General features: G+C 73.5%; 21 protein-coding genes and 1 tRNA gene. 17 read left to right on the top strand and 5 right to left on the bottom strand.

Going from position 1 to position 25,850, the window contains the following annotated elements; all coding sequences use genetic code 11:
* Positions 1-73: 73 nt before the first annotated feature.
* Genes hpaD through ABD652_RS11890 form a run of 4 tightly spaced genes read left to right on the top strand, consistent with a single transcriptional unit; the run spans position 74 to position 4,716 of the window.
* Entirely contained in the window at positions 74-1,201 is a 1,128-nt protein-coding gene (gene hpaD, locus ABD652_RS11905) for a 3,4-dihydroxyphenylacetate 2,3-dioxygenase (RefSeq protein ID WP_344721625.1), read from the top strand.
* Positions 1,202-1,212: 11 nt separating this feature from the next.
* Entirely contained in the window at positions 1,213-1,998 is a 786-nt protein-coding gene (gene hpaH / locus ABD652_RS11900) for a 2-oxo-hept-4-ene-1,7-dioate hydratase (protein WP_344721623.1), read from the top strand.
* Positions 1,983-2,801 (top strand): HpcH/HpaI aldolase family protein, encoded by an 819-nt coding sequence (locus ABD652_RS11895; protein WP_344721621.1) that lies wholly within the window; start codon positions 1,983-1,985, stop codon positions 2,799-2,801. Before hpaH ends, ABD652_RS11895 begins: the two co-directional genes overlap by 16 nt.
* Positions 2,802-2,805: 4 nt before the next feature.
* Entirely contained in the window at positions 2,806-4,716 is a 1,911-nt protein-coding gene (locus ABD652_RS11890) for an FAD-binding monooxygenase (protein WP_344721619.1), read from the top strand.
* A gap of 254 nt (positions 4,717-4,970) precedes the next feature.
* Here ABD652_RS11890 and ABD652_RS11885 read toward each other — a convergent pair whose 3' ends face one another.
* The gene (locus ABD652_RS11885) at positions 4,971-5,984 is read right to left on the bottom strand and encodes an amidohydrolase family protein (RefSeq protein WP_344721617.1); all 1,014 of its coding nucleotides are present in this window, start codon (positions 5,982-5,984) and stop codon (positions 4,971-4,973) included.
* A 169-nt stretch (positions 5,985-6,153) separates the two neighbouring features.
* Positions 6,154-8,190, bottom strand: coding sequence for an FAD/NAD(P)-binding protein (locus tag ABD652_RS11880; protein ID WP_344721615.1), 2,037 nt, complete (start codon positions 8,188-8,190; stop codon positions 6,154-6,156).
* A gap of 223 nt (positions 8,191-8,413) precedes the next feature.
* Between ABD652_RS11880 and ABD652_RS11875 the strand changes: the two genes are divergently transcribed.
* A tRNA-Ser gene (locus ABD652_RS11875) sits at positions 8,414-8,502 on the top strand.
* 249 nt (positions 8,503-8,751) lie between these two features.
* Here ABD652_RS11875 and ABD652_RS11870 read toward each other — a convergent pair.
* Positions 8,752-9,195 carry a VOC family protein gene (locus tag ABD652_RS11870; RefSeq protein ID WP_344721613.1) on the bottom strand — a complete coding sequence of 148 codons (444 nt, stop codon included), beginning with the start codon at positions 9,193-9,195 and terminating at the stop codon, positions 8,752-8,754.
* 114 nt (positions 9,196-9,309) lie between these two features.
* Here ABD652_RS11870 and ABD652_RS11865 point away from each other — a divergent pair, with 114 nt between their 5' ends.
* The 3 genes from ABD652_RS11865 (at position 9,310) to ABD652_RS11855 (ending at position 11,436) form a co-directional block, all read left to right on the top strand.
* Positions 9,310-10,146 (top strand): alpha/beta fold hydrolase, encoded by an 837-nt coding sequence (locus ABD652_RS11865; RefSeq protein WP_344721611.1) that lies wholly within the window; start codon positions 9,310-9,312, stop codon positions 10,144-10,146.
* A gap of 118 nt (positions 10,147-10,264) precedes the next feature.
* On the top strand, positions 10,265-10,723 hold the full coding sequence (locus ABD652_RS11860; RefSeq protein WP_344721609.1) for a 23S rRNA (pseudouridine(1915)-N(3))-methyltransferase RlmH: 459 nt from the start codon (positions 10,265-10,267) through the stop codon (positions 10,721-10,723).
* Positions 10,724-10,728: 5 nt separating this feature from the next.
* Positions 10,729-11,436, top strand: coding sequence for an NADPH-dependent F420 reductase (locus ABD652_RS11855; protein ID WP_344721607.1), 708 nt, complete (start codon positions 10,729-10,731; stop codon positions 11,434-11,436).
* A gap of 89 nt (positions 11,437-11,525) precedes the next feature.
* On the opposite strand, the gene ABD652_RS11850 is transcribed toward ABD652_RS11855, so the two are convergent.
* Both ABD652_RS11850 and ABD652_RS11845 read right to left on the bottom strand, forming a co-directional pair.
* Complete coding sequence (locus ABD652_RS11850; RefSeq protein WP_344721605.1) at positions 11,526-11,954, bottom strand: hypothetical protein; 429 nt, start codon at positions 11,952-11,954, stop codon at positions 11,526-11,528.
* Between the two features lie 46 nt (positions 11,955-12,000).
* Positions 12,001-12,438 carry a hypothetical protein gene (locus ABD652_RS11845; protein WP_344721603.1) on the bottom strand — a complete coding sequence of 146 codons (438 nt, stop codon included), beginning with the start codon at positions 12,436-12,438 and terminating at the stop codon, positions 12,001-12,003.
* A 194-nt stretch (positions 12,439-12,632) separates the two neighbouring features.
* Between ABD652_RS11845 and ABD652_RS11840 the strand changes: the two genes are divergently transcribed.
* The 9 genes from ABD652_RS11840 (at position 12,633) to ABD652_RS11800 (ending at position 25,791) form a co-directional block, all read left to right on the top strand.
* Positions 12,633-17,531 carry a DEAD/DEAH box helicase gene (locus tag ABD652_RS11840; protein WP_344721601.1) on the top strand — a complete coding sequence of 1,633 codons (4,899 nt, stop codon included), beginning with the start codon at positions 12,633-12,635 and terminating at the stop codon, positions 17,529-17,531.
* A gap of 171 nt (positions 17,532-17,702) precedes the next feature.
* Positions 17,703-18,320 carry a VOC family protein gene (locus ABD652_RS11835; RefSeq protein WP_344721599.1) on the top strand — a complete coding sequence of 206 codons (618 nt, stop codon included), beginning with the start codon at positions 17,703-17,705 and terminating at the stop codon, positions 18,318-18,320.
* 26 nt (positions 18,321-18,346) lie between these two features.
* Complete coding sequence (locus ABD652_RS11830; RefSeq protein ID WP_344721597.1) at positions 18,347-19,429, top strand: pseudouridine synthase; 1,083 nt, start codon at positions 18,347-18,349, stop codon at positions 19,427-19,429.
* Positions 19,426-20,112, top strand: coding sequence for a DedA family protein (locus ABD652_RS11825; RefSeq protein WP_344721595.1), 687 nt, complete (start codon positions 19,426-19,428; stop codon positions 20,110-20,112). The genes ABD652_RS11830 and ABD652_RS11825 overlap by 4 nt, the downstream gene beginning before the upstream one ends.
* Positions 20,113-20,189: 77 nt before the next feature.
* A complete protein-coding gene (locus ABD652_RS11820; RefSeq protein WP_344721593.1) occupies positions 20,190-22,055 on the top strand; it encodes a hypothetical protein in 1,866 nt (621 codons plus the stop codon).
* A 37-nt stretch (positions 22,056-22,092) separates the two neighbouring features.
* Complete coding sequence (locus tag ABD652_RS11815; RefSeq protein ID WP_344721591.1) at positions 22,093-22,632, top strand: NUDIX hydrolase family protein; 540 nt, start codon at positions 22,093-22,095, stop codon at positions 22,630-22,632.
* Entirely contained in the window at positions 22,632-23,096 is a 465-nt protein-coding gene (locus ABD652_RS11810; protein WP_344721589.1) for a hypothetical protein, read from the top strand. Before ABD652_RS11815 ends, ABD652_RS11810 begins: the two co-directional genes overlap by 1 nt.
* A gap of 56 nt (positions 23,097-23,152) precedes the next feature.
* On the top strand, positions 23,153-24,625 hold the full coding sequence (locus tag ABD652_RS11805) for a sugar porter family MFS transporter (protein ID WP_344721587.1): 1,473 nt from the start codon (positions 23,153-23,155) through the stop codon (positions 24,623-24,625).
* Positions 24,626-24,831: 206 nt separating this feature from the next.
* Positions 24,832-25,791, top strand: coding sequence for a sugar phosphate isomerase/epimerase family protein (locus ABD652_RS11800; RefSeq protein WP_344721585.1), 960 nt, complete (start codon positions 24,832-24,834; stop codon positions 25,789-25,791).
* The last annotated feature ends 59 nt before the right edge of the window (positions 25,792-25,850 follow it).

The raw sequence follows: 25,850 nt of genomic DNA, 5'->3' as shown, positions 1-25,850 counted from the left end.
CTCCCCCGCTGTTCAGCACCGTTCCGCACTGTTCCGACGATGAGCGACGACGCTCGATGGAGGATGCACGACCATGACCTCTGAGACCCCCGGCTCGGCGACGCCGCCCGCCGCCCCGATCCCGGTCCCGACCTCCCCCGCCCCGGACGTGCTGCGCTGCGCGTCGATGGAGCTGGTGGTCACCGACCTGGCCCGCTCCCGCGAGTTCTACGTGGACGTGCTCGGCCTGGTGGTCACCGCCGAGGACGAGCAGGCCGTGTACCTGCGCTCCATGGAGGAGTTCATCCACCACAACCTGATCCTGCGGAAGGGCGAGGTCCCCGCGGTGGCGGCGTTCTCCTACCGGGTGCGCAGCCCCGAGGACCTCGACCGCGCCGAGGCCTACTACCAGGAGATGGGCTGCCCGACGGTGCGGAACCGCACCGGCTTCGTGCGCGGCGTCGGCGACTCGGTGCGCGTGCAGGATCCGCTGGGCTTCCCCTACGAGTTCTTCCACGAGGTCGAGCACGTCGAGCGGCTCGCCTGGCGCTACGACCTGCACACCCCGGGCGCGCTGGTGCGCATCGACCACTTCAACCAGGTCACCCCGGACGTGCCGCGCGCGGTGGACTACATGGAGAACCTGGGCTTCCGCGTCACCGAGGACATCCAGGACGACGGCGGCACCGTCTACGCGGCCTGGATGCGCCGGAAGTCCACCGTGCACGACACGGCGATGACCGGCGGCACCGGACCGCGGATGCACCATGTGGCCTTCGCGACCCACGAGAAGCACAACATCCTGGCCATCTGCGACAAGCTGGGCGCGCTGCGCCGCTCGGACTGCATCGAGCGCGGACCGGGCCGGCACGGCGTCTCCAACGCCTTCTACCTCTACCTGCGCGACCCCGACGGCCACCGCATCGAGATCTACACCCAGGACTACTACACCGGCGATCCGGACAACCCGCGGGTGACCTGGGACGTGCACGACAACCAGCGCCGCGACTGGTGGGGCAATCCGGTGGTCCCCTCCTGGTACACCGACGCCTCCACAGTGCTGGACCTCGACGGCGCGCCGGTGCCCACCCGGGAGCGCACCGACGACTCGGAGATGGAGGTCACCATCGGCGCCGACGGCTTCTCCTACACCCGCCCCGACGACGCCGAGCAGATGCCGGAGTGGAAGCAGGGCGAGTACAAGCTCGGCCACCAGCTGTGAAGGAGATCCCGATGCTGACCGACCAGCAGATCACCACGATCGCCGACGACCTGGCCGCCGCAGAGCGCGATCGCGGCACGATCGAGCGGCTGACCGCCCGACACCCGGAGATGACCGTCGAGGACGCCTACGCGGTGCAGAACGAGTGGCGCCGCCGCGGCATCGCGGCTGGCCGGCGTCCGGTGGGCCGGAAGATCGGGCTGACCTCGAAGGTCATGCAGGAGGCCACCGGCATCACCGAGCCCGACTACGGGGCGATCTTCGCCGACATGGTCCACGAGACCGGCGCGGTGATCGAGCATGCGCAGTTCTCCAACGTGCGCGTGGAGGTGGAGCTGGCCTTCGTGCTCGGCCGGGACCTGACCGGGCCGCACACCACGGTCACCGAGGTCCTCGACGCGACCGACTATGTGATCCCGGCCCTGGAGATCCTCTCCAGCCGGGTGGAGATGGCCGGCAGGACCATCGTCGACACGATCAGCGACAACGCGGCCATGGGCGCGATGGTCCTCGGCGGCCGGCCGGTGCGGCCCGACGCCGTCGATCTGCGCTGGGTCTCGGCGCTGCTGCGCCGCAACGAGGCCATCGAGGACACGGGTGTGGCCGCGGCGGTGCTGGACCATCCGGCCCGCGGCGTGGCCTGGCTGGCCGACAAGCTCGCCCAGCACGGCGACGGCCTCTCCGCCGGCGAGACCATCCTGGCCGGCTCCTTCACCCGCCCGATGTGGGTCCACGCCGGCGACACCGTCCACTGCGACTACCGCGATCTGGGAGCTGTGACATGCCGATTCGAATGACCTCCTCCCTCGAGGCGACGCTGCGCGAGCGGCTGACCTCCGCCGACCGCGCGCTGGTCGGCGGCTGGGTCTGCTCCGGCTCGCCGGTGATGGCCGAGATCATGGCCGGCTCCGGGCTGGACTGGATACTCGTCGACATGGAGCACGCCCCCAACGGGCTGGAGTCGGTGCTGGCCCAGCTGCATGCGGCCTCGGCCTATGACGTCACCCCGGTGGTCCGGGTGCCGGTCGGCGACGCGGTGACCATCAAACAGGTCCTCGATCTGGGGGCGCAGAACCTGCTGGTGCCGATGGTCTCCTCGCCCGAGCAGGCCCGCGAAGTCGTCGCCTGCACCCAGTACCCGCCGACCGGCGTCCGCGGCGTGGGCAGCGCGCTGGCCCGCTCGGGGCGCTGGAACCGGGTGCCGGGCTATCTGGCCGAGGCCGCCGAGCATGTCGCGCTGTTCGTGCAGATCGAGACCGCCGACGGCGTCGAGCGCGCCGAGGAGATCGCCGCGGTCGAGGGCGTAGACGGCGTCTTCGTCGGCCCGTCGGATCTGGCGGCCTCGATGGGCCGCATCGGGCAGCAGACTCATCCCGAGGTCGTCGACGCCGTCCACCGGGCCTTCGCCGGCGTGCGGGCGGCCGGCAAGCCGGTGGGGGTCAACGCCTTCGACCCGCAGGCCGCGCGCGCCTATCTCGAGGCCGGCGCCTCCTGGATCCTGGTCGGCGCCGACGTCGCGCTGGTCGCCCGCGGCGCCGAGAAGCTGGCCGCAGACTTCATCCCCGCAGAGCCGCGGGACGAGCAGAATACCCAGGAGTAGCACAGTGCAGTTCCACCACCACGGATACGTCTCCGGAGACCCGCGCGTCCAGCCGGCAGCCGGCATCGGCCTCGACCGGCCGGAGGAGCTGCCCGATGAGATGGACGTGCTCATCGTCGGCACCGGACCGGCCGGCATGATCACCGCCGCCCAGCTGGCGGCCTATCCCGACGTCCACACCCGGATCATCGACCGCCGTCCGCATCGGCTCGAGGTCGGGCAGGCCGACGGCATCCAGGCGCGCAGCGTCGAGACCTTCCAGGCCTTCGGCTTCGCCGAGCGGCTGAGCTGCGAGGCCTACCACCTCACCGAGATGGCCTTCTGGAAGCCGGACCCGCAGGAGCCGGAGAAGATCGTGCGCACCGCCCAGCCGATCGACGACCCCCAGGGCGTCAGCGAGTTCCCGCACCTGATCGTCAACCAGGCGCGCATCCTGGACTACTTCGCCGAGGCCATGGAGATGGCGCCGTCGCGGATGCGGCCCGACTACGGGGTGGAGTTCCTGGACCTGACCGTCGAGGACTCCGGCGAGTTCCCGGTCTCGGTGCGTGTGCGGCACACCGCCGGCCCGCGCGAGGGCGAGGAGCGCACAGTGCGGGCGAAGTACGTGCTCGGCGCCGACGGCGCGCGCAGCAGGGTGCGCGGCTCCATCGGCCGGCGGCTCGAGGGCGACCAGGCCAACCATGCCTGGGGCGTGATGGACGTGCTGGCCCGCTCCGACTTCCCCGACATCCGCCTCAAGTGCGCGATCCAGTCGGACTCGGGCGGCAGCATCCTGCTCATCCCGCGCGAGGGCGGGCATCTGTTCCGGATGTACGTCGACCTCGGCGAGGCCGATCAGCACGGCGACGTGCGCAGCACGACCGTCGAGCAGGTCGCCGAGAAGGCCAACGAGATCCTGCACCCCTACTCCGTCGATGTGCGGCACGTGGCCTGGAGCAGCGTCTACGAGGTCGGCCACCGGCTGACCGACAAGTTCGACGACGTCGACGCCTCCGGCGACGAGTCCGGAGGGACGGACGACGGCGGCGGCTGCCCGCGGGTGTTCATCGCCGGCGACGCCTGCCACACCCACTCGGCGAAGGCCGGCCAGGGGATGAACGTCTCGATGCAGGACGGCTTCAACATCGGCTGGAAGCTCGGGCAGGTGGTCTCCGGGGTGAGCTCGCCGGACCTGCTGCGCACCTATTCGGCGGAGCGCCACACGGTCGCGCAGAACCTCATCGACTTCGACCGCGAGTGGTCGACGCTGATGGCGATGAAGCCCGAGGAGTTCGAGGATCCCTCCTTCCTCGAGGACTTCTACGTCAAGACCGCCGAGTTCCCCGCCGGCTTCATGACCGAGTACCAGCCCTCCCCGATCACCGGCACCGCCGACCGCCAGCAGCTGGCCGAGGGCTTCCCGATCGGCAAGCGCTTCAAGTCAGCCCGCGCGGTGCGGGTCTGCGACACCAATCCGCTGCATCTGGGCCATCAGGCCGAGGCCGACGGCCGCTGGCGGATCTACGCCTTCGCCGACCGGCCGGCGGCCGGGCAGGAATCGGCGCTGACCCGCTGGGCGGAGTGGATGGCGGAGTCGCCGGACTCCCCCGTCCGGCGCTTCACCGCGGCGGGCCAGGACCTCGATGCGCTCTTCGACGTGAAGGTCATCTACCAGCAGCGCCACACCGAATTCGAAGTCACCGACGCGCCGCGGATCTTCCTGCCGGAGGTCGGGCCGTACCGGCTGCTGCAGTACGAGAAGGTCTTCGGCATCCTCGAGGGCGAGGACATCTTCGACGAGCGCGGCATCTCCCGCGACGGCGCCGTCGTCGTGGTCCGTCCCGACCAGTACGTGGCCCACGTGCTGCCGCTGACCGACACCGACGCGCTGGCGGCGTTCTTCGCGCAGAACATGGAGCCGGCGCGGGGCTGAGCGGGGCCGGCGCCGTCCAGCGCCGTCCATCGTAGGGCTGTGAGATGTCGTGGTGCTATAGCCCGACGACATCTCACAGCCCTGCGACAGAAGCGGCTCTCGGATGCTGCGGACGAGTCCGGCCGCCCGGTCCAGTGACCCGTCATGCGGCGCGAGATGCGGCTCGTCGGCGCCGGGACGCCTCGACCGCCAACCCGACGCCGGCCAGGACGACCTCCGTGCCGGAGAGCACGGTCGCGCTGAGCATCAGCGCCTCATGGAGTATCGGCGAGCCCTCGGCGTTCCCCGCCGGCATCTCCCCCGCCGCATGCCCGCCGGCGGCGGAGCGCATCATCCCGGCATGCACGAGGAGCATCCCGGCATTCATCGCCCCCACCGCCGCCCAAGCGCGGACCGTCTCCCTCCGCCACAGATGCACTGCACAGGGCAGGCAGAGCGCGGCCATGCCGACCATCAGCAGGCCTGCCGGCGCCGAAGACGAGGTCGTTGGCCAGCATCGAGGCAACCACCCAGGCGTCCAGCCGCCCGGACTCGTCCAGATGGTGCAGCGCCTCGAGCATCGGCAGCGAGGCTCCGGCGTCCTGGAAGGCGGTGATCCCGTAGGAGTGCAGGATCTCGATGCCGCGTTGCGAAGCGCGGGCGGTCTGCTCGGTGGTCATCGGGCGCCGTCGCTCCAGCTCCTCCTCCACGGCCGAGCTCGCCGCCTCGACGAGCACGCCGGTGGGCGCTCCGGAGGCGTCGCGCAGGATCTCGCCGGCGTCGAGGTCCGGGGTCGCGGCGGTGATGCCGGCGGCGGCCAGGGCCGCCGAGCTCGCCCAGCGATTGTGCTTGCTGTCGTCGCGCAGCATCGCCGGACGGCCGGCGCAGGCGGCGTCGAGTCGGGCCAGCGCCTCGGGCGTGCTGATCTCCGCGAGCAGGCCACTGCCCCAGTCGCCTCCGACGATCCAGGCGTCCTCGGCCAGCGTCGCCGCATGCGCCGCCACGGCCTCGAGCAGCTCGTCGAGGCCGAGCGCGGGACTGGCCTGGAGCTCGAAGAGATCGGCCTGGCCGGCCATGAGGTGGTGGGCGTGCCCGTCGGCGAAGCCGGGCAGCACGGCACGGCCGCCCATCTCCACCACGCGGGTCTCGGGCCCGGCGCAGGCGGAGGCCTCCTCCCCCAGCGCGAGGATCCGTCCGTCGGCGACGGCCATCCTGTCGATCGGCTCGGTCCCGGAGGCCTCGGGGTCGATGCGGGCATCGGTGATCAGCAGATCGGCGGTACGAGTCACGTGGAGTCCTTTCCCCGCAGCGGCTGCGACGCGCGGCGGGTCCTTCGGCGGTGCGGCGCGGTCGACGCGCCCTCGAGGCTACGGACCAGCCCGTCGATGTGGCTTGCCTCACCGTGTCGAGCAGTTGTCCAGCCGCGACGTCTCCGCGCGCCGGCCGGCTGCGACGCGCTCAGCCGGCCGGAGCCTCGAGCACGGCCGCCCCGAGCGCGGTCTGCACCACGCTGCCGGCCGCGGCGTCGGCGTCGGCCAGGGTGCGCGCCCCGGCCTGCGGATCCCCGCCGGCCTCGGCCGCGATGGCCGTCCCCCACTGCACGGAGCTCAGCTGCAGGCCCAGCACGTAGATCGACGGAGACGCCGCACCGGAGGCGTCGACGAGGCGGTGCGGCGCCGCAGTGACGGCGAAGCCCTTCCCCGCCCGCGGGGCCCCGGCGACGTCGACGACCTCCTGGGACCGCGCCAGCCCCGAGGCCAGCAGCGAGCGCACCAGCGGCGAATCCGAGAGCCGGACCCGGTTGGCCGGCATCATCGCCTCCACCAGCCAGCGCGCCGTCATCGGCTCGGCCTCCACCCACGGCGACTCGGCGGTGAAGCAGCCGGCGCCGCGGTCGACGTCGAGGAGCGGGTCCGGGCCGAGGATATCGACGACGCCGGCGCGCATCAGGGCGGCCAGCTCCTCGATGCGCTGCATCGGCGGTCCGCTGGCCAGCCCTTCGATGAGCGGCTCGAACCACCCTTCGACGTCCTCGATGCGCGAGGCCTCGGCCACCCGGCCCTCGCTGATCAGCGCCTTGAGCCGCATGCGTGCGGCATGCATCGCGCCGATCGCCATCTTCACCGGACTGGCGGCGCCGGCGGCCGAGCTGGCGGCGTCGTCCTCCAGATAGGCGAGCATATGCTCGCGGTGCTGGGCGGCGGAGGCGAAGGTGACGCCGTCGAAGGGTCGACCCAGGGACCTGACGTCGAGCCAGATCGCATCCGGGGCGTGGACGTGCAGCAGCGCCTGGCCGCGGGAGGCCAGCACCTGCTCGCCGAGGTCATCCCGGCGCAGCAGTGCGTCGAAGGCCTCCACGAATCCTGCCGGGTCGTCGAAGAGCTCGCCGGCGACCTCGACCAGCGTGCGGTAGTAGGTGGCCAGCACGTCCCGGGCGATCAGCGGCCACAGATGGGCGGCGAAGTCCAGGGTGCCGTGCCGGCGCTCGGCCTCCTCGATCGCCGCGTCGGTGAGATGCACCAGCCGGATGCCGGCGGGGACGAAGCCCGGTGCGTCGGTCTTCGCCCGATAGGGCGCGCCGCGCCGGGAACCGGCGACCAGAAGCGGTTCGCGCCCGGCGGGCACATACGCGCAGCGGCGCCCGGCCTCGGCCTGCGGGTCCCAGCGGAAGCGGCCGCCGCGGCCGACCGTGGCGCGGATCATCAGATCGAAGAAGTTCAGCCCCATCCCGCGGATCAGCACCGTCTCGCCGGCGGGGAAGGCCTCGACGTCGACGTCGGTGGGGACGGCCGGGGCGACGTGCCGCAGCCCCAGCTCCTCCGCGGCGGAGGCGGTGCGGGCGCCGGCGTCGTTGAGCCGGGCCGGGACATGCCCGACGGCCAGCACCACCGCATCTGCGCGCCGGGTCGTGCCGTCGTCGAGGGTCAGCAGGCTCGCGGACGCGGCGTCGTCGGGATCCTCCCGCTCCACCGCGACGGCGGCGGCGCGGATCGACTCGACCGCCACCCCCGGCCGATCCTGCAGCGCCTCGACCGTCTGGCGGTGCACGTCAGCCAGGTAGCGGCCGTAGTCGGCGCGGCGCGGAAAGTCGGTGTCCGGGGCGTCCTCGTCGACCAGTCCGCGGCGGCGTCGCCACTGGGAGAAGCTCAGCGAGATCGACGACGGCGCCAGCTGCTCGCAGGTGCGCCCCACCGGCGCGACCGTGGGGTAGCTGGCCGGAGTGTTCATCAGGTGCAGCGGCGACTGCTCGGGGTCCCACACGCGCCCGGGCCCATGGACGGCGGAGTCGATGACCACCACCCGCAGCCAGGGCGCCCGGGCCCGACCGTCGGCGGGCAGCTCCTCCAGATGGGCCAGCAGCCGCTCCAGGAACGAGGTGCCCCGCGGCCCGGCGCCGACGACGGCGACGACGTGCTCGCCCGGACCGGCGCGGCCCTCGGGGCGGGCGGCCGGCTCCGCGACGGCGGGCTGCTCGGCGACCTCGTGCTCTGGCATGCGGGCGGGGACCTCCGGGGACGACGATCGGACGCGGCGGGGCGACGGAGCAGTCGAGACGGCAGGAGCCGACGTCGGCCATGCCGGCTGTGCCGGCCGTGCCGGCCGCACGCACCGTGCCGCCGCTCCCACCAGAGTACTGAAACCGGCCTGCTTTGAACTCGACGCCCCGGAGGCGCTAATCTTGTCGGGCGCATGGAGGGGCTCGCCCGATCCATGCACAGGAGGCGTGCCGGAGCGGCCGAACGGACTTCACTGCTAATGAAGGGTCCGGTTAACCCCGGACCGGGGGTTCGAATCCCCCCGCCTCCGCCGACGAGGGGCCGTCATCCCGGGGATCCGGAGATGACGGCCCCTTCTCTGTCCCCAGCTCTCCGCGAGCGCCCCCTGCCGGCCTCGCCGCGTCCAGCACATTCCCAGCGGCTACCCGGCCCACAGTCATGAAGCCTGTGTAGCGTGGTGATCACCTCATCGAGGTGCGAGTGATCGACCCCCGGGTCGGCCTTCTGTGCGCCCCCTCAGCGCCGGCCGTCCCGGGGGTCTTCTCTGTTCACCCACGCATCAGGCCTCGGCCTCGCCGCCGGCCTCCTCGGAGAAGGACTCCACGTCCATCCAGACCAGCTCCCAGACGTGTCCGTCCGGATCGGCGACGGCCGCCTGATACATCCCCGGGAACGACGAGTCGGCGGGGCGATAGACGGACCCGCCGTGGCTCTGGGCGGCGGCGAGCAGCTCGTCCACCTCCTCCCGAGAGTCGCAGGACAGCGCATTGAGCACCTCCCGCGGGCCGCCGTCGCCGGGCAGATGCGGAGTGTCGTCGCCGGTCAGGAACGAGGCGAAGAATTCCGTCCGGAGCACCATCACGAGGATCGAGTCCTCGATGATCCAGCTGCTGGCGTTCTCGTCGGAGATCTGCTCGTTCCTGGTGAAGCCGAGACCGCCGTAGAAGGCGTCGGCGGCGGCGAGGTCGGAGGTCGGCACATTGACGAAGATCATGCGGCTCATGCCGGCATCGTCCCACCGGGTCCGCCATGGAGGAACGCCTGCCGGCCCCGGACCTGACAGGATGACGGGTGCGACTCCGGGCCGACGATGACAGGACGAGAGGCGGGCAGACGCATGCAGCTGCACCAGGGCACCGTGGCCGTCGCGGGGGCGACGCTGCACTATGAGACCTGCGGGCAGGGACCGCCGTTGCTGCTGATCCAGGGAGGCATCAGCGAGGCAGGAGCGACCCGGCAGTTCGCCGGCGAGCTGGCCCGTCGCCACCAGGTCATCTCCTACGACCGGCGCGGGCTGTCCCGGTCGCCGGCGTCGTCGGAGGTGCCGGTGTCGATGCGACGGCATGCCGACGACGCCTCCGCGGTCCTGGCGGAGCTGACCGCCCGGCCGGCCGTGGTCATCGGGGCCAGCATCGGCGCCCTGATCGGACTGCATCTCGCGGTGGACCACCCCGGGCAGGTGGACACGCTCATCGCCCACGAGCCTCCGATGACGGCGGTGGTCGCCGACGCCGAGCGCGAAGCCGGCCTCGACGCCGTCGCCGAGCTGGCCCGATCCGACGTCTTCGCCGCGATCGGGCACATGGCCTCGCTCGCCGGCCCCCAGCCGACCCCGCAGGACGGTGCGCGCCCGGAGGAGCCGGTCGGCGACGTCCGGGAGCATCTGACCTGGTTCTTCGCGCACGATTTCCCCGCGGTGCGATCCGCCGCGCTGGACGCTGACGCCGTCCGGACCGTGCCGGAGACGACCCGGATCGTGCCGACCGGCGGAGCGGACAATCCGCACCGGTGGGAACGCCGCTGCGCCGCGGAGCTGGCCACCGCACTCGACCGCGACCTCGTCGAGCTCTCCGGCGGCCACAACGGCTTCGTCAGCCACCCGTGGGCGACGGCGGCCGAGGTGACACGGCTGCTGAGAGAGGATCGGCGCAGCACGTCGGCGGATGCAGAGTGACCCCGTCAGCGGCTCGGCCGTCGGCAGCCGTGGAGGCGCTGCGGCGAGGCCCGGGTCCGGAGGCGCCGACGCGGACCCGCCTGGACCCGCCCGCGCGCCCGGCATAGGCTCGATGACCATGAGCATCACAGTCGTCGCCGTCGGCAGGAAGCACGAGACGTGGGCGGTCGACGGCATCGAGCGCTGGACCAAGCGGCTGCGCAAGCCCTATGACCTGAGCTGGAAGCTGCTGCCCCATTCCTCCCGCGACGGCGACGCCGCCCGCGCCGAGGAGTCCGCCCGGCTGCTCGACGCGGTGAAGCCGGCCGACCATGTGATCCTGCTCGACGAGCGCGGGAAGAACCTCAGCTCCCCGCAGCTGGCCGACCACCTGCAGTCCCGCTTCGACACCGGCCATTCGATCGTGCTGCTCGTCGGCGGGGCCTACGGCGTCACCGAGGAGGTCCATGCGCGGGCGAACATGGTCTGGTCGCTGTCTCAGCTCGTCTTCCCGCACCAGCTGGTGCGGCTGATCCTCGCCGAGCAGGTCTACCGCGCCCAGGAGATCTCCGCCGGAAGGCCCTACCACCATGTCTGAGCATCATGACTGATCCGCAGAACGCCCCGATGCCGCCGGTCCACGGCTCCCCCGCCCCGGGCACTCCCGAGGTGGTGGGCATCCTCGGCGCCGGCCGCGCCGGCACCGCCTTCGCCCGCGTCCTGCTCAAGGCCGGCTACGGCGTCGACATCGCCAACACCCGTCCGCCGAAGGCGCTGCGCCACCACCTGACCATCCACGCCCCGGGGGCTCAGGCGGTCGAGCCCGCCGACGTCGCCGCCCGCACCCGCGCGCACGACGGCGGCGCGGTGATCCTGGCGGTCCCGCAGGAGGAGCTCGACGAGGTCGATCCGGCCTGGGTGGAAGGCACCGTGCTGGTCGACGCGACGAACACCTGGCAGGACGAGATCCTGCCGACCTGGCTGGAGGGCGCGGTCATCCGGGGCGAGCCGACGTCGTCGGCGGTCGCCGAGCACTTCGCCGGGGCTCGGACGGTGAAGGCGCTGAACCACGTCTCCCACTCCGAGTTCGACGACGCCGCGCAGCTGGACCTGCCGGTCACCCAGCGCCGCGCCCTGGGCGTCGCCGGCGACGACGCCGCCGCCCGCGGCCGGGCGATGGCGCTGCTGGAGGCCATGGGCTTCGACCCGGTCTCGCTCGGTCCGCTGGCCGCCGGTGAGGTGCTGCAGCCCGAGGGTCCTCTGTTCAACCGGCCGCTGCGCCGCGAGGATCTGCTGCCCCACGCCCGGTGAGCCTGCCGCATGCCCGGTGAGTCTGCCGCCTCACGATGACTCGGCGGGACGGGTGGGAATGTGCCGGCTTTCCCACACCTTCCGCCGAGTCATCGACGGTGGTGGGGCGCCAGCGCCTCCTCGACGACGGCGAGCGCCTGAGTCGGCGAGCCCTGCATGCCCGGTCCTCTCAGCGCGTGGGCGACGACGTCGACGTGCTCGGGATGCCAGATGACCTGCACTGCGACAGGATGCCCTCCGCCGGATCCGGTGCCCACGATGCCCAGAGTCAGCCGGCCTTCGGTCCCCGCGGGGACGCCGGGGCGATCGGCCGCGAGGACCTCGTCGACGGCGTCCTCGAGCGTCCGGACCGCTTCGGCGGAGCGCAGCACCTCCATCTGACGCTGGTCTCCGACGAGGGAGCTGAGCCGGCCCCACAGCCCTGCCATGCCGATGAGCAGGTGATCGATGAGGACCTGTCGGACCTCGGCGTCGGGCAGGACGGAGGCCGGTGTGTGCTGTGCGCCGCGGGAGTCCATGCGCCCGATAGTGCCGCGCCGCGAGTGAGGGGACAACCCGACGCGCTCAGTCGCACGCGTGCGGCGCCAGCGCCTCCTCGACGACGGCGAGCGCCCCGGCCGCCGCGCCGCGCATCCCGGGAGCCTCCACGGCGTGGACCACGATCCGCACCCGGTCCGGATACCAGGTCAGCTGGACGACGGCGCGCGCTCCGCGCGGCGGCCTCGTTGTGACCAGCCCGAGGAGCAGATCCGCGGCGACCTGGGGCAGCACGCCCTCGCGCCGAGGGTCGAGCACCTCGTCCAGCGCGGCGGCGACGGCGGCTTCGCTCTCCGGCGTGCGCTCCACCGGCAGCACTCGAGCGACGCCGACGACGACGCCGAGCCGGGCGCGCAGCTGCGCCAGGCGTCCATCGACCTCGCCGAGCCCCGCGACCAGCCGCCGACGCACCTCCGCCGCAGGCAGCACCGGCGGGGGGAGGTCACGATCCGCGTGTGGACTCATGCCCCGATCCTCGCCCGCCTTCCGCCGCGGGGCAACCACGACGGCGTCACCGCCCGCCGTCGCGCCCGCCGTCGCCCCCGACGATGGCTCCGTGGAAGGTGTGGGAATGTCGCCGCATTCCCACACGTCCCACGGAGTCATCACCTCCGGCACGCGGACTCATCGCCCCCGGCCCCAGGTCCTAGAGTGGACCCATGGATCCGCTGGCGCCCTTCACCGAACCCACCCGCGAGTGGTTCCGGGCCTCGTTCGGCGCCCCGACCGCCGCCCAGGCCGGGGCCTGGGAGTCCATCGCCGCCGGACGCAGCGCCCTGGTGGTCGCCCCGACCGGATCCGGCAAGACGCTCTCGGCCTTCCTCTCCGCGCTCGACCAGCTCGTCGCCGAGCCGCAGCAGGGCACCACCGTCCTCTACATCTCGCCGCTGAAGGCCCTCGGCGTCGACATCGAGCGGAACCTGCGCAGCCCGCTGGTCGGCATCGGCCACACCGCCCGCCGCCTCGGCCAGGAGCCGTCCGACATCACCGTCGGCGTGCGCACCGGTGACTCCACGCCCAAGGAGCGCCGCGACCTGGTGCGGAACCCGCCGAACATCCTGATCACCACGCCGGAGTCGCTGTATCTGATGCTGACCTCCCAGGCGCGCGGCACGCTGGCGAACGTCAGCACCGTCATCGTCGACGAAGTTCACGCGATGGCCGGCACCAAGCGCGGCGCGCATCTGGCGCTCTCGCTGGAGCGGCTGGACGCGATGCTCGACTCCCCCGCCCAGCGCATCGGGCTCTCGGCCACCGTCGAGCCGAAGGACGAGGTCGCCCGCTTCCTCGGCGGCGGCCGACCGGTCGACGTCGTCGCCCCGGAGGCGGAGAAGCAGTGGGACATCACCGTCTCGGTGCCGGTGGAGGACCTCGCCGCCCCGCAGTCCGAGGACGACGACGGCGCCGACCAGCCGCTGACCCCTTCCATCTGGCCGCATGTCGAGCACCGCGTGGTCGAGCTGGTCTCCTCCCGCCGCTCGACCATCGTCTTCGTCAATTCCCGCCGGCTGGCGGAGAAGCTCACCGGCCGGCTCAACGAGATCCATGCCGAGAAGCAGGGCCGGCCCGCGCCCGAGCAGACGGTGAACCCCGACGACGGCGGCGCCGCCAGCCGCGCCGTCGCCGACGACACCGACAGTACCGACGCCGGCGACGACGCCGCCCCCGAGCTGCTCGCCCGCGCCCACCACGGCTCGGTCTCCAAGGAGCAGCGCCAGGTCATCGAGGAGGACCTGAAGTCCGGGCGGCTGCGCTGCGTGGTCGCGACGTCCTCGCTGGAGCTAGGCATCGACATGGGCGCGGTCGACCTCGTCGTCCAGGTCGAGGCCCCGCATGCGGTCTCGGCCGGGCTGCAGCGGCTGGGCCGCGCCGGCCACCACGTCGGCGAGGTCTCGATCGGCTGGTTCTTCCCCAAGCATCGCGGCGACCTGGTCTCCACCGCCGTCGTCGTCGAACGCATGCTCGCCGGGCAGATCGAGGCGCTGCATGTGCCGCGCAGCCCGCTGGACATCCTCGCCCAGCAGACCGTGGCCGCCTGCGCGCTGGAGGACCTCGACGTCGAGGAGTGGTTCGAGACCGTCCGACGCAGCGCCCCCTTCTCCTCGCTGCCGCGCTCGGCCTACGAGGCCACTCTGGACCTGCTGGCCGGCAAGTACCCCTCCGACCGCTTCGCCGACCTGCGCCCGCGGATCGTCTGGGACCGCGACGCCGGCACGCTGGCCGGCCGGCCCGGCGCCCAGCGGCTGGCGGTCACCTCCGGCGGCACCATCCCCGACCGCGGGCTCTTCGGCGTCTACCTGGCCGGCGGCGAGGACGCCGGATCCTCCCGGGCCGGCGGCCGTCGGGTGGGCGAGCTGGACGAGGAGATGGTCTACGAGTCGCGCATCGGCGACGTCTTCGCCCTGGGAGCGACCAGCTGGCGGATCGAGGAGATCACCTTCGACCGCGTGCTGGTCACTCCGGCCTTCGGCCAGCCGGCCACGCTGCCGTTCTGGCGCGGCGACGGCATCGGCCGGCCCGCCGAGCTGGGCCGCGCGCTGGGCGCCTTCCAGCGCGAGGTCCGCACCGGGGAGGGGGCCGCCGTCGAGCAGCGGCTGACCGCCCTCGGCCTGGACACCTGGGCCCGCGACAATCTCCGCCGCTACCTGGACGAGCAGCACCAGGCGGTGGGCACGCTGCCGAGCGACGTCGATCTGGTGGTCGAGCAGACCCGCGACGAGCTCGGCGACTGGCGGATCGTCCTGCACTCGCCCTACGGCCTGCAGGTCCATGCCCCCTGGGCGCTGGCGGTCGGCGAGCGGCTGCACGAGCGCTACGGCCTCGACGGCCAGGCGCTGGCCTCCGACGACGGCATCGTGCTGCGGGTGCCGATGATGGACGAGGAGCCGCCCGGCGCGGAGCTCTTCGCCTTCGAGCCCGACGAGCTGGAGGAGATCGTCACCTCCCAGGTCAGCGCCTCGGCGCTCTTCGCCGGCCGCTTCCGCGAGGCCTCCGCCCGGGCCCTGCTGCTGCCGCGGCAGTCGCCGGGGCAGCGCACTCCGCTGTGGCAGCAGCGCCAGCGCGCCTCGCAGCTGCTGGAGGTCGCCTCCGGGCATCCGGACTTCCCGATGATCATGGAGGCGATGCGCGAAGTCCTGCAGGACGTCTACGACATGCCCGCCCTGCGCGAGCTCACCGAGCAGCTCTCCGCCCGCCGGGTGCGGATGGTCGAGGCCACCACCGCCCAGCCCTCGCCCTTCGCCCAGTCGATCCTCTTCGGCTACATCGCCCAGTACCTCTACGAGGGCGACTCCCCGCTGGCCGAGCGCCGGGCCGCCGCACTGCAGGTCGACCCGGAGCTGCTGGGCGAGCTGCTCGGCCAGGTGGAGCTGCGCGATCTGCTGGACCCGCAGATCATCGCCGAGGCCGAGGCCCACGCCCAGCGGACCGCGCCCTCGCGGCGGCTGCGCGGCGTCGAGGGGGTCGCCGACCTGCTGCGCCTGCTCGGCCCGCTCTCCGCCGAGGAGCTCGCGGCCCGGATGGTCGGCGAGGACGACGACGGCGAGCACCGCGACGGCGGAGCGCCCGGCGACGGCGCAGCACCCGGCGACGACGCCGACTCCCCCGCCGCTCCGCCTCCGCTGGACCCCGAGACCGCCGCCGGCCATGCCGAGCAGCTCGTCGCCGACCAGCGGGCCTTCCGCGTGCGCTGGGCCGGCGAGGAGCGCTGCGCCGCGATCGAGGACGCCGCGAAGCTGCGCGACGGCGTCGGCGCCCCGCTGCCGCCGGGCATCCCGCAGCCGTTCCTCGAGCCGGTGGAGGATCCGCTGGGCGACGTCGTCTCCCGGCACGCGCGCACCCACGGCCCCTTCACCGCCGCCGAGGCCGCCGCGGCGCTGGGACTCGGCGTCGGCGTCGTCGAGGAGGTGCTGCACCGGCTGGCCGAGCAGCGTCGGGTGGTGCAGGGGCGTTTCCGTCCCGCCGGCGACGGCGCGACCGGCGGCGGGAGCACCGGCGCGGGCGCGGCCGAATGGTGCGAGGTCGAGATGCTGCGCCGGATCCGTCGCCGCTCGCTGGCCGCGCTGCGGGCCGAAGTCGAGCCGGTGCCCACCGCCGCCTACGCCGAGTTCCTCGCCCGCTGGCAGCACGCCGCGCCGCGGACCCGCGTCGAGGGCGAGGCCGGGCTGCTGGAGACGATCTCCCAGCTGGCCGGGGCCGCCGCGCCGGCCAGCGCCTGGGAGTCGCATCTGCTGGCCGTCCGGGTGGCCGACTACCGCCCGCAGATGCTCGACGAGCTCCTCGCCTCCGGGGCGGTGCTCGCCGTCGGCCGCGGCACGCTCTCCGGCCATGACGGCTGGCTGAGCCTGCTGCCCCGCGAGGACCTCGACGCCGGACTGCTCGGTCCCGGACCGGCGGAGGAGCGCACCGACACCGGCGACGCGGCCCATGACCAGGACGCCGCCCGCGCCGCGGTGCGGGGGGTGCTCGCCCGCGGCGGGGCCTGGTTCGCCGAGGCGATCGCCGACGAGCTCTCCCGCCGCGGCGCATCCGCCGACCCTGCCGCCCCTGCAACCCCTGCCGGTTCTGCCGACTCTGCCGACCCTGCCACGACGGCGCCGAGCCGCGACCAGGTCGAGGAGGCGCTGCGGACGATGTTCTGGGACGGCGAGGTCACTCCGGACAGCTTCCAGGCGGTGCGCGAGCTGCTCTCCGGCGGCCGGACGGCGCACCGCGGGCCGCGACGGCCCGCACGCACCCGGCACACCGCCCGGCGGACCGCGCTGCGCCGCGCCGTCGCCGCCCACCGCGGGGCCCCGGCGCCCGGCGGTTCGCCGGGGCCGCGCTGGACGCTGGTGCCGCGCACGACGTCGGATCCCACCGAGGCCGCCTACGCCGAGGCCGAGGTGCTGCTGGACCGCTACGGCGTGGTCACCCGCGGGTCGGTGTCCGCCGAGCAGCAGGCCGGCGGCGGCCGCCGCGACGAGGGTCCGCTGGCCGGCGGCTTCGCCGCGATGTACAAGGTCCTCGCCGCCGCCGAGGAGGCCGGGCGGCTGCGCCGCGGCTACTTCGTCGAGCGGCTCGGCGCCGCGCAGTTCACCACCTCGGCGACCATCGACCAGCTGCGCGCCGTCTCCGAGGATCAGGAGGATGCCCGCGCCCGGCAGGACGACGACGGCGCCGACCCCGAGCGCACAGTCGTGCTGGCCGCCACCGACCCGGCCAACGCCTACGGGGCGGCGCTGGACTGGCCCGAGCCGCCGCAGAGCGGCGAGCACCACGGGACCTCGAAGGCCCCACACCGCCCCGGGCGCAAGGCCGGGGCCCTGGTGGCGATCCACCGCGGCGACCTGGTGCTCTACATGGAGCGCGGCGGGCGGACGATGCTGCTGTTCACCGAGGACGAGGACCTCATGGAGGTCGTCGCCGTCGCGCTGGTCGAGCGGCTGCGGGCGGCGAAGACCGCCCGGCTCGCCGTCGAGCAGATCAACGGCGCCCCGGTGCTGCGCAGCGCCTTCGGCGCCGCCCTGCAGCGCGCCGGGTTCCGCTCCTCGCCGTCGGGCCTGCGCTTCTCCGTCTGAGCGCGCCTGCCCAGGTGCCGCCCCGCCCCGGATGACTCGGCGGAAAGTGTGGGAATGCGACACCATTCCCACACTTTCCGCCGAGTCATCGTCTCCGGGACGCCCCGGGGCGGCCACGACCCGGCCGGCCCGCCCGGGCCGCGGCCGCCGCGCACCCGATAGGCTGGGGCCATGACGCTCTGCCTGCCGTTTCTGATGTTCCAAGGTCGGGCCGCCGAGGCGGTGGAACTCTACCTCGAGGCCTTCCCGGATGCCGAGCTGCTCGAGATGCAGCACCACCCCGAGGGGACCGAGGTCCTCGACCTCAGCGCTGAGGTCGACGAGGACCTGGGCGAGAAGGACGCCGCCGCGGAGGACAGGACGTCCGACGCCGCGGCCGGGACCGCCGCGGACGCCTCCGCCCGCGCCGACGGGCAGGCGCATCCGCGCACCGGCTCCGATCTGGCCCCGGTCCCCGCCGACGCGCCCGCGCCGCACCGCCTGGTGGCCAGCGCGCAGATCACCATCGGCGGCCAGGTGCTGATGATCCAGGACAGTCTGGTCACCCACACGTTCGGCTTCACCCCCTCGACCTCCATCGCCGTGGTCGTCGAGTCCTCCGGCGAGTTCGACGGCATCGTCTCGGTGCTCGCCCAGGAGGGGACCTTCCTGATGGAGCCCGGCGACTACGACTTCGCGAAGAACTTCGCCTGGATCCAGGACCGCTTCGGCGTCTGCTGGCAGGTCAACCATCCGCTGTCCGCTCCGGACGAGGAGTCCGCCCGGGCGAAGGCCCCCGACTGGGGATGAACCGCGGCGGCCGGTAGGCTGGCGCAGTGGCCCAGACGTCTCCCCTCCCCGTGCGCGACGGGGTCAATGCCACCCGTCTGCGCCTGCCGCAGTCCGGACCGTGGACGACCGTCCACGAGTATGTGCTGGAGACCTTCGGGCATATCGACCACGGCGGCATCACCGCCCGCTTCGAGGCCGGCGACGTCGTCGACGGCGACGGCGCCCCGCTGGACACCTCCACTCCGCTGGGCGCCTGCACTGCGCTCTGGTACTACCGCTCGGTCGCCGGCGAGCGCCCGCTGCCGGTCACCGAGGAGGTCCTCCACGAGGACGAGCACCTGCTGGTGGTCGACAAGCCGCACTTCCTCCCCACCACCCCGGCCGGCCGCTACGTGCAGGAGTCGCTGCTGGTGCGGCTGCGCCGGCGGCTGGAGCTGCCGGATCTGGTCCCGGCGCATCGGCTGGACCGCGGCACCGCCGGGCTGGTGCTGCTCTCCAAGCGGCCGGAGACCCGCGGCGCCTATCAGACGCTCTTCGAGGACCGCGCAGTGTCCAAGTCCTATGAATGCGTCAGCGCGCTGCCCTGCGGCCCGGACGCGCCCGACGACGAGTCGCTGGCCGCACGCTTCCCGCTGCAGGTGCGCAGCCGGATCACCAAGATCAAGGGCCAGGTGACCTCCGAGCGGGAGAGCTACGCCGTGGCCGACTCGGGCCGGCGTCCGCAGGATCGGCGTCGGCCCCGCCGCGGGAAGCGCCGCACCGCCCCGGTCCCCGGCGCCAACGCCTCCTCCCGGGTGGAGCTGCTGGATATCGGCACCAGCGCCGCGGGACGGCGCACCGGCCGGTTCCGGCTCACCCCGCACACCGGCAAGACCCATCAGCTGCGGGTGCACATGGCCATGCTGGGCCTGGGCATCCTGCATGACCGGTTCTACCCCGAGCTGCTCGACGACGCCGAGGACGACTTCGACGCCCCGCTGCAGCTGCTGGCGCAGTCGCTGCAGTTCGAGGATCCGCTCACCGGCGAGCCGCGTCGCTTCACCTCGTCCCGGAGCCTGGCCGAGGCTCCGGCCGCGCCGTCGACGGCCGTGCTCACCGCCGCCTCGGCCGACGAGGATCCGGCATGAGCCTGATCGCCGCCTCCGCGCTGCATCTGGGCGATCCGGCGCTCTTCGAGCAGTGGGGCCTGTGGTACTTCGCCGTGCTGGTCGTCGCCGTGGCCGTCACCGCGTTCGTCCCGCCGTTCCCCTCGGAGCTGATGGTCATCGCCTCCGGCGCGATGGCCTCCGAGGGACTGATGGGCCTGCCGCTGGTGCTGGCGACGACGATGCTCGGCTGCCTGCTCGGCGACGTCGGCGTCCATCTGCTCTTCCGCCGCCAGGGGCTGCGCGTGCTGCATCGCTGGCGCTGGGGCCGGCGTCTGCACCGGATGCTGCTGCGCGTCACGCTGCGGGCCGGCGGAGCGACCACCTGGATCGGACTGCTGCTCATCCGCGCGATCCCCGGCGGGCGCACCACCTCGATGGTCACCGCCGGGATGCTGCGGCTGAGCGGACCGCGCACGGCCGCGCTGGCGCTGGTCGGCGCGGCCACCTGGTCGGCGTGGCTCGTCGGGCTGGGTTACATTACGGGAACGACCACCGGCCTGCCCCCGTGGGCCAGCACGGCCACGGCCGCGGCGGCGGGTACTCTGGTGGGAGCTCTCGCCGCCGGAGTCGCCGCCCGACGCCGGCGCGCGAGATCCCGCCGCGCGGCCGGCCGGGACGCGCCGTCCTCCCTGGGGGCCTCCTCCACGGACGGCGGATCCTGACCGACCGCGCGTCCGCATACGCATGGTGACACCAGCGGCGTCCGCCGACGCCCGAGCCCGCAGAGGGGAGCCCGCCCGTGACTGACCGGTCCTCGGAACCCATGCCGTCGGTCACCGCCTCCGTGCCCGACGACGCCGCCCGACGCCCGGAGCAGGCGGCGTCGGCGCCGGAGCCGACCGAGCACTCCGAGCCGACCGAGCGCCCCGAGCCGGACGAGCACGGCGCCCCGGCGGAACCCGCCGCGGCCGAGGTCGAGACGCCCCCCGCCGAGGAGACCGACGAGGGCAAGGACGAGATGGCGGACGCTCACCAGGACACCTCCGGGGACGCCGCGTCGTCATCGGCGGCAGCGTCGTCGTCGGCGGCAGCGTCGTCCACTGCCCCGCGGATCCGCCGCAGCGAGCCGACTCCGGAGCTGCCGCCGGAGGCCCGCGAGACCGATGAGTCGGCGCTCAGCGAGTTCTTCGACACGCTCGACGCCCGCTTCGAGCGCGCCAGGGGCCGGATCGCCGCGTCGCTGCAGGAGATCATCGACGGCGACCGGCGCGTCGCCGAGCATGACGAGGACGCCGAGCCCGACGTCCCCGCCGTCGGCAGCGCCGCCCCGCTCCCGCCCGAGGAGCAGGAGGCTCCCGCGGAGCAGCCGCCCGCTCCGACGCTCCCGGCGCCGCCGCGCCCGGCCGGCGCCGACCACGCCGGACGTCCCGACGACGCCGGCGGCACGGCCGGTGCGGCCGGTGGGGCCGACACCGCCGGTGCGTCCCGGCCCGAGGCCGCGGACGCGGACGCGGACTCGAAGACCCCCGACGCCCCGGAGGACACCCGGCATCTGCCGCCGGTGGACGGTCCCGGCCGACTGGCGATGCCGCGCCCGCCGGCGGCGACGGACGATCGCCCGCTGCCCTGGGACCATGGCGCCGGCAGCCGCAGCGCCAGCGCCGAACGCCGCCGCGCCGTCATCCTGGAGAAGGCCTCGGCCATCGAGGCGGCCACCTCGCAGGAGGAGGAGTCGCAGGCCGAGGAGGAGCGCGCCGACGACGAAGAGGACCTCTACACCTACATCCCGCCCTATAACCTGCCCTCGCGCGGCCCCGACCCCAGGCCGCGGCCGCATGACCTGCTCCGCCGGGTCGTGGTGACCCTCGGCGCCGGTGCCGCAGTGCTCTCGGTGCTGTGGATGGCCGGCTGGCAGGCCGACACGCGGATCCTGGCCGTCGGAGGGCTCGACGGGCTCGTCGACGGCTGGTACACGGGCCGCCGCTCCCTGCTGACGCCCGATGCCGTGCACTATTGGCTCTGGCCGCTGATCGTCGTCGGGCTGGTGCTGCACGCGCTGCACCAGTGGGCGCCGTCGCAGCGCTCCGCCCGACGGCAGCGCCGCTCCGGCTGGCTGGTCGCCGCCTCCTCCTGGCTGATGCTGGGCTGGACCGCCGCAGTGCACGCCGACATGCTCTGGCTGGCGGTGCTGGCGTCGCTGGCCGCCGCGCTGGCGCTGCTCGACGTCGTCCGTCAGTTCACCTTCCACACCGCCCGGTCCATCGCCGAGCGCCGGCTGACCGACAGGACAGTGGGCCTGTTCGCCGGCTGGGCGCTGGTGGGAGCGATGTCCTCGGTCTCGATCGCGCTGACCGCCGTCGGCGTGCACATCCCCGGGGTGCCCGCGGATCTGTGGGGCATGGTCGGACTGATGGTCACCGTGTGGACGGGCGCGTACTACGCGATGACCGAGCGCGGCCGGATGGCGGTGGCGCTCGGCATGGGCTTCGGCCTGCTCTGCCTGGTCTTCCCGCGGCTGGTCTCCGACGCCCCCTCGGCGTGGGTCGCCGTCGGGGCGGCCTTCGGCGCCTTCATCGTGGTGCTCGCCACCGAGTCGCGGCGGCACCGGATCAATCATGCCGAGCGGCGGGCGGCGATGGGCCGACCGGTCGACGACATCATCTGACACGAGACTCTGACACGAGCTGAGGAGTGGTGGACCCATGAGCGTGCGCACCCCCGACCCGAACCCCGGCTGGCTCAGCGAGGAGGACCTCCACGAGGCCCGCCGCCGGCTGCCGATGGTCTATGTGGAGGCCGTGCCGGTCCGGCTGGACGCGCTGGGGTATCTCACCGAGATCGGGATGCTCTACACCGCCGACGACGACGGCCGCTTCTACCGCACCTTCGTCTCCGGCCGGGTGCTCTACCGCGAGACGATCCGCGGGGCGCTGATCCGGCACATCGAGAAGGACCTGGGATCGCTGGCGCTGCCGCAGCTGCCGCCGTCGCCGGTGCCGTTCACCGTCGCCGAGTACTTCCCCAGCCCCAGCGAGACCGGCCTGGTCGACGACCGTCAGCACGCCGTCTCGCTGGCCTACGTCATCCCGGTCTCCGGCGAGTGCGAGCCTCGCCAGGACGCACTGGAGGTCGCCTGGCTCACCCCGGAGCAGGCGCTGGGCGCCGACGTCGGCGCGGAGCTGCTCGGCGGCCGCTCCCGGCTGCTGCGTCAGGCGCTGGCGCATATGGGGTGGACGGACTGATGACCGCCGGGGCCTCCCCCGACGACGCCGCGCCCCGACCGAGCGCTCCCTGGCACCTGTGGATGATGGGCGTCGTCGGGCTGCTGCTGTACGCGATCGCGGCGCGGGACCTGGTGGAGACCGCGCGGATGTCGCAGACCTACTTCGCCGAGATGGGCTACGGCCCGGCCCAGGTGGAGTACTTCACCGACTACCCGGTCGCGCTCCGCGCCCTCTGGGCGGTCCAGGTGCTCAGCGGCATCGTCGCGGCGGTGCTGCTGATGCTGCGCCGCCGCTGGGCCGCGCCCGCCGGGCTCGTCGCCGTCGTCGCCCAGCTGGTGATGCTGGCGGCGACCTTCGGCGCGATGGACCGGTGGCAGGCCCTCGGTCCGCGGCTCGCGCTGACCGACCTGATCATCACCGCCTGGATGATCGGCTTCTGGCTCTACGCGCGGCACCATCGCCGGCTCGGCGTGCTGCGCTGAACCGCCCTCCTCTCTCCACACCCTCCCGCCGCCCGCCCGTTCCCGAGGACTCCCCCGTGCCGACCGCCCGCCCCGCCGAGGCCGACTCCCGCCGCTCCCGCCGCGCCGCCCTGCTCGTGCTCTTCGGCGCGCTGGGCGGTCTGAACTGGGGCTACGACACCGGCGTGATGTCCACGGCGGTGCTGTTCCTCCGCGAGGAGTTCGCCCTGGACAGCTGGGCGGAGGGCTGGGTCGTCACCGGACTGATCCTCGGGGCGATCGTCGGCGCCGCCGGCGGAGGACGGCTCTCCGACCGGCACGGCCGCCGGCCGGTGCTCATCGCCGCGGCGGCGGCCTTCGTCATCGCCCCGATCGGCATGGCGGCCGCCCCGACGGCGGCGGTGCTGCTGGCATTCCGCGTGCTCGTCGGGCTCGGCGCCGGGCTGGCGGCGGTGACTCTGCCGGTCTATCTCGCCGAGATCGCCCCGGCCCGCATCCGGGGCCGCGTCACCGCCACCTATGTGCTGGCGATCGTCTCCGGCCAGCTCCTCGGCTTCCTCGTCGGGCTGGCCTTCACTCCGGAGGAGTCGTGGCGCTGGATGCTGGGGCTGTCAGTGGTGCCCTCGGTGCTCTTCGCCGCCGGTCTGGCCTTCATCCGGGAGACGCCGCGCTGGCTGGTCACGAAGGGCCGCGAGGAGGAGGCCCGCGAGATCCTGCGGCGCGACCGCAGCGCGGAGGAGGCCGCCGCCGAACTGGAGGAGATCCACGCGATCCGGCAGGCCGAGCAGGCCGCCGGCGCGCAGACGCTGACGGTGCTGCTGCGCCCCTGGGTCCGCCCGATCCTGCTGGTCGGCCTCGTGGTCGCAGTGCTGCAGCAGATCATGGGCGCCAACGCGATCATCTATTACGCCCCGACCACGCTGCAGAACGTCGGCTTCTCCGACCAGGCCGCCGTCACCTCGAATCTGATCATCGGGGTGATGAACGTGCTGGCCGTCTGGCTGGCGCTGACCGTCGCCGACCGCTGGGGCCGCCGGCCGCTGCTGCTCGGCGGCGCGGCCGGCATGGCGCTGAGCCTGGGGGTGCTGGCCGTGACCAACCTGGTGCTGCCCGCGCCGGACGGCTTCGGCGTCGTCGGACTGGTGACGCTGGCCTGCATGGCCGCCTACATCTTCCTGTTCCAGGCCAGCTGGGGCTCGATCACCTGGGTGGTCCTCGGCGAGATCTTCCCGCTGAGTGTGCGCGCGGCGGCCATGGCCGTGGCGACCACCGCTCTGTGGATCGGCAACGGCGTCGTCGCCCTCGGCTTCCCGCCGCTGCTCGAGGCCGTCGGCGTCGGCTGGGCCTTCGCCGGCTTCGCGGTGATCTGCTGCGCCGGCCTGACCTTCACCTGGCGGCGGATCCCGGAGACCACGGGCCGCTCGCTGGAGCAGATCGAGACGAGCTTCCACCGCGCCGCCGAGGGCTCGGAGGTCCCGGCAGGCTACGACGACGCCGACGACGCCCGCCGGGCCTCCGCGCCCCCGTCGCCGGCCGCTGACCGCAGCTGACCGACGCTGAGCGGCGGCGACCGGCGGCGACGGGCCTCCCGCCGTCGGCGGAAGGATCCGCCGGGAGCCGCCGCCGGAACGAGCCTCCGGAGACCCCTGACTCTATATGTCTTGACATTAGAACATCGAAGCGCCAGAGTGGTGTGCACCACGCAGAACCCGTCCGTCGGCCGCCGCCCGCGTCCGACGCCGTCGAGGAGGCCGAAGTGACCACCGCCCACGCCCGCACCCCCGTCCGCGCCGAGGACGGCACCGACTCGCCGGTGCTCATCGGCACCGCCCCGGACTCCTGGGGCGTCTGGTTCCCCGAGGACCCGCAGCAGACTCCGTGGCAGCGCTTCCTCGACGAGGTCGTCGAGGCCGGCTACCACTGGGTCGAGCTCGGCCCCTACGGATACCTGCCCACCGACCCGACGACGCTGGCCGAGGAGCTGGCCGCCCGGAACCTGAAGGTCTCGGCCGGCACGATCTTCACCGCCTTCCACCGCGCCGACCCCGAGGAGCGGCGGGCCACCTGGGAGCAGGTCCACCGGGTCGCCGCGCTGACCGCCGCCGTCGGCGGCCGCCATCTGGTGACCATCCCGGCGATGTGGCGCGACGACGTCACCGGCGAGGCCGTCGAGCCCGGCACCCTCGACGACGAGGGCTGGCGCCGGATGGCCGAGGGCCACGACGAGCTCGGCGCCGTGCTGCAGGAGCAGTACGGCCTGGCCCAGCAGTTCCACTCGCACGCTGACTCCCACGTCTGCTCCATGGAGCAGATCGAGCGGTTCCTCGAGGTGACCGACCCCGAGCGGGTCAGCCTCTGCCTGGACACCGGCCACGCCGAGTACGGCGGCGCCTCCTCGGTGGAGCTGATCCGCCGCCACCCGGAGCGCATCGGCTATCTGCACCTGAAGCAGATCGACCCGCAGGTCATGGAGCGGGTCCGCCGCGAGGACCTCACCTGGGCCGCGGCCAACCAGGCCGGAGTGATGGTCGAGCCGCCGGCCGGCGAGCCCTCGCTGGAGTCGGTGATCGACGAGCTGGAGACGCTGGACCGCTCCTTCTACGGGATCGTCGAGCAGGACATGTATCCGGTGGCCTCCTTCGACGACCCGCTGCCCATCGCGACCCGCACCCGGAAGCATCTCTGCGGCTGCGGCTCGCGCACCCGCATCCGCTGACCGCCCCGCCCACGCCCCGTCCATCCCGACGAGCCGGCCGCCCGCCGGCACGGCACGCA

The organism is Nesterenkonia halobia (assembly GCF_039536005.1).
In the GTDB taxonomy this organism is placed as follows: domain Bacteria; phylum Actinomycetota; class Actinomycetes; order Actinomycetales; family Micrococcaceae; genus Nesterenkonia; species Nesterenkonia halobia.
The sequence above is the reverse complement of the archived record's forward strand: the minus strand, read 5'-3'. Positions and strand labels throughout refer to the sequence as shown.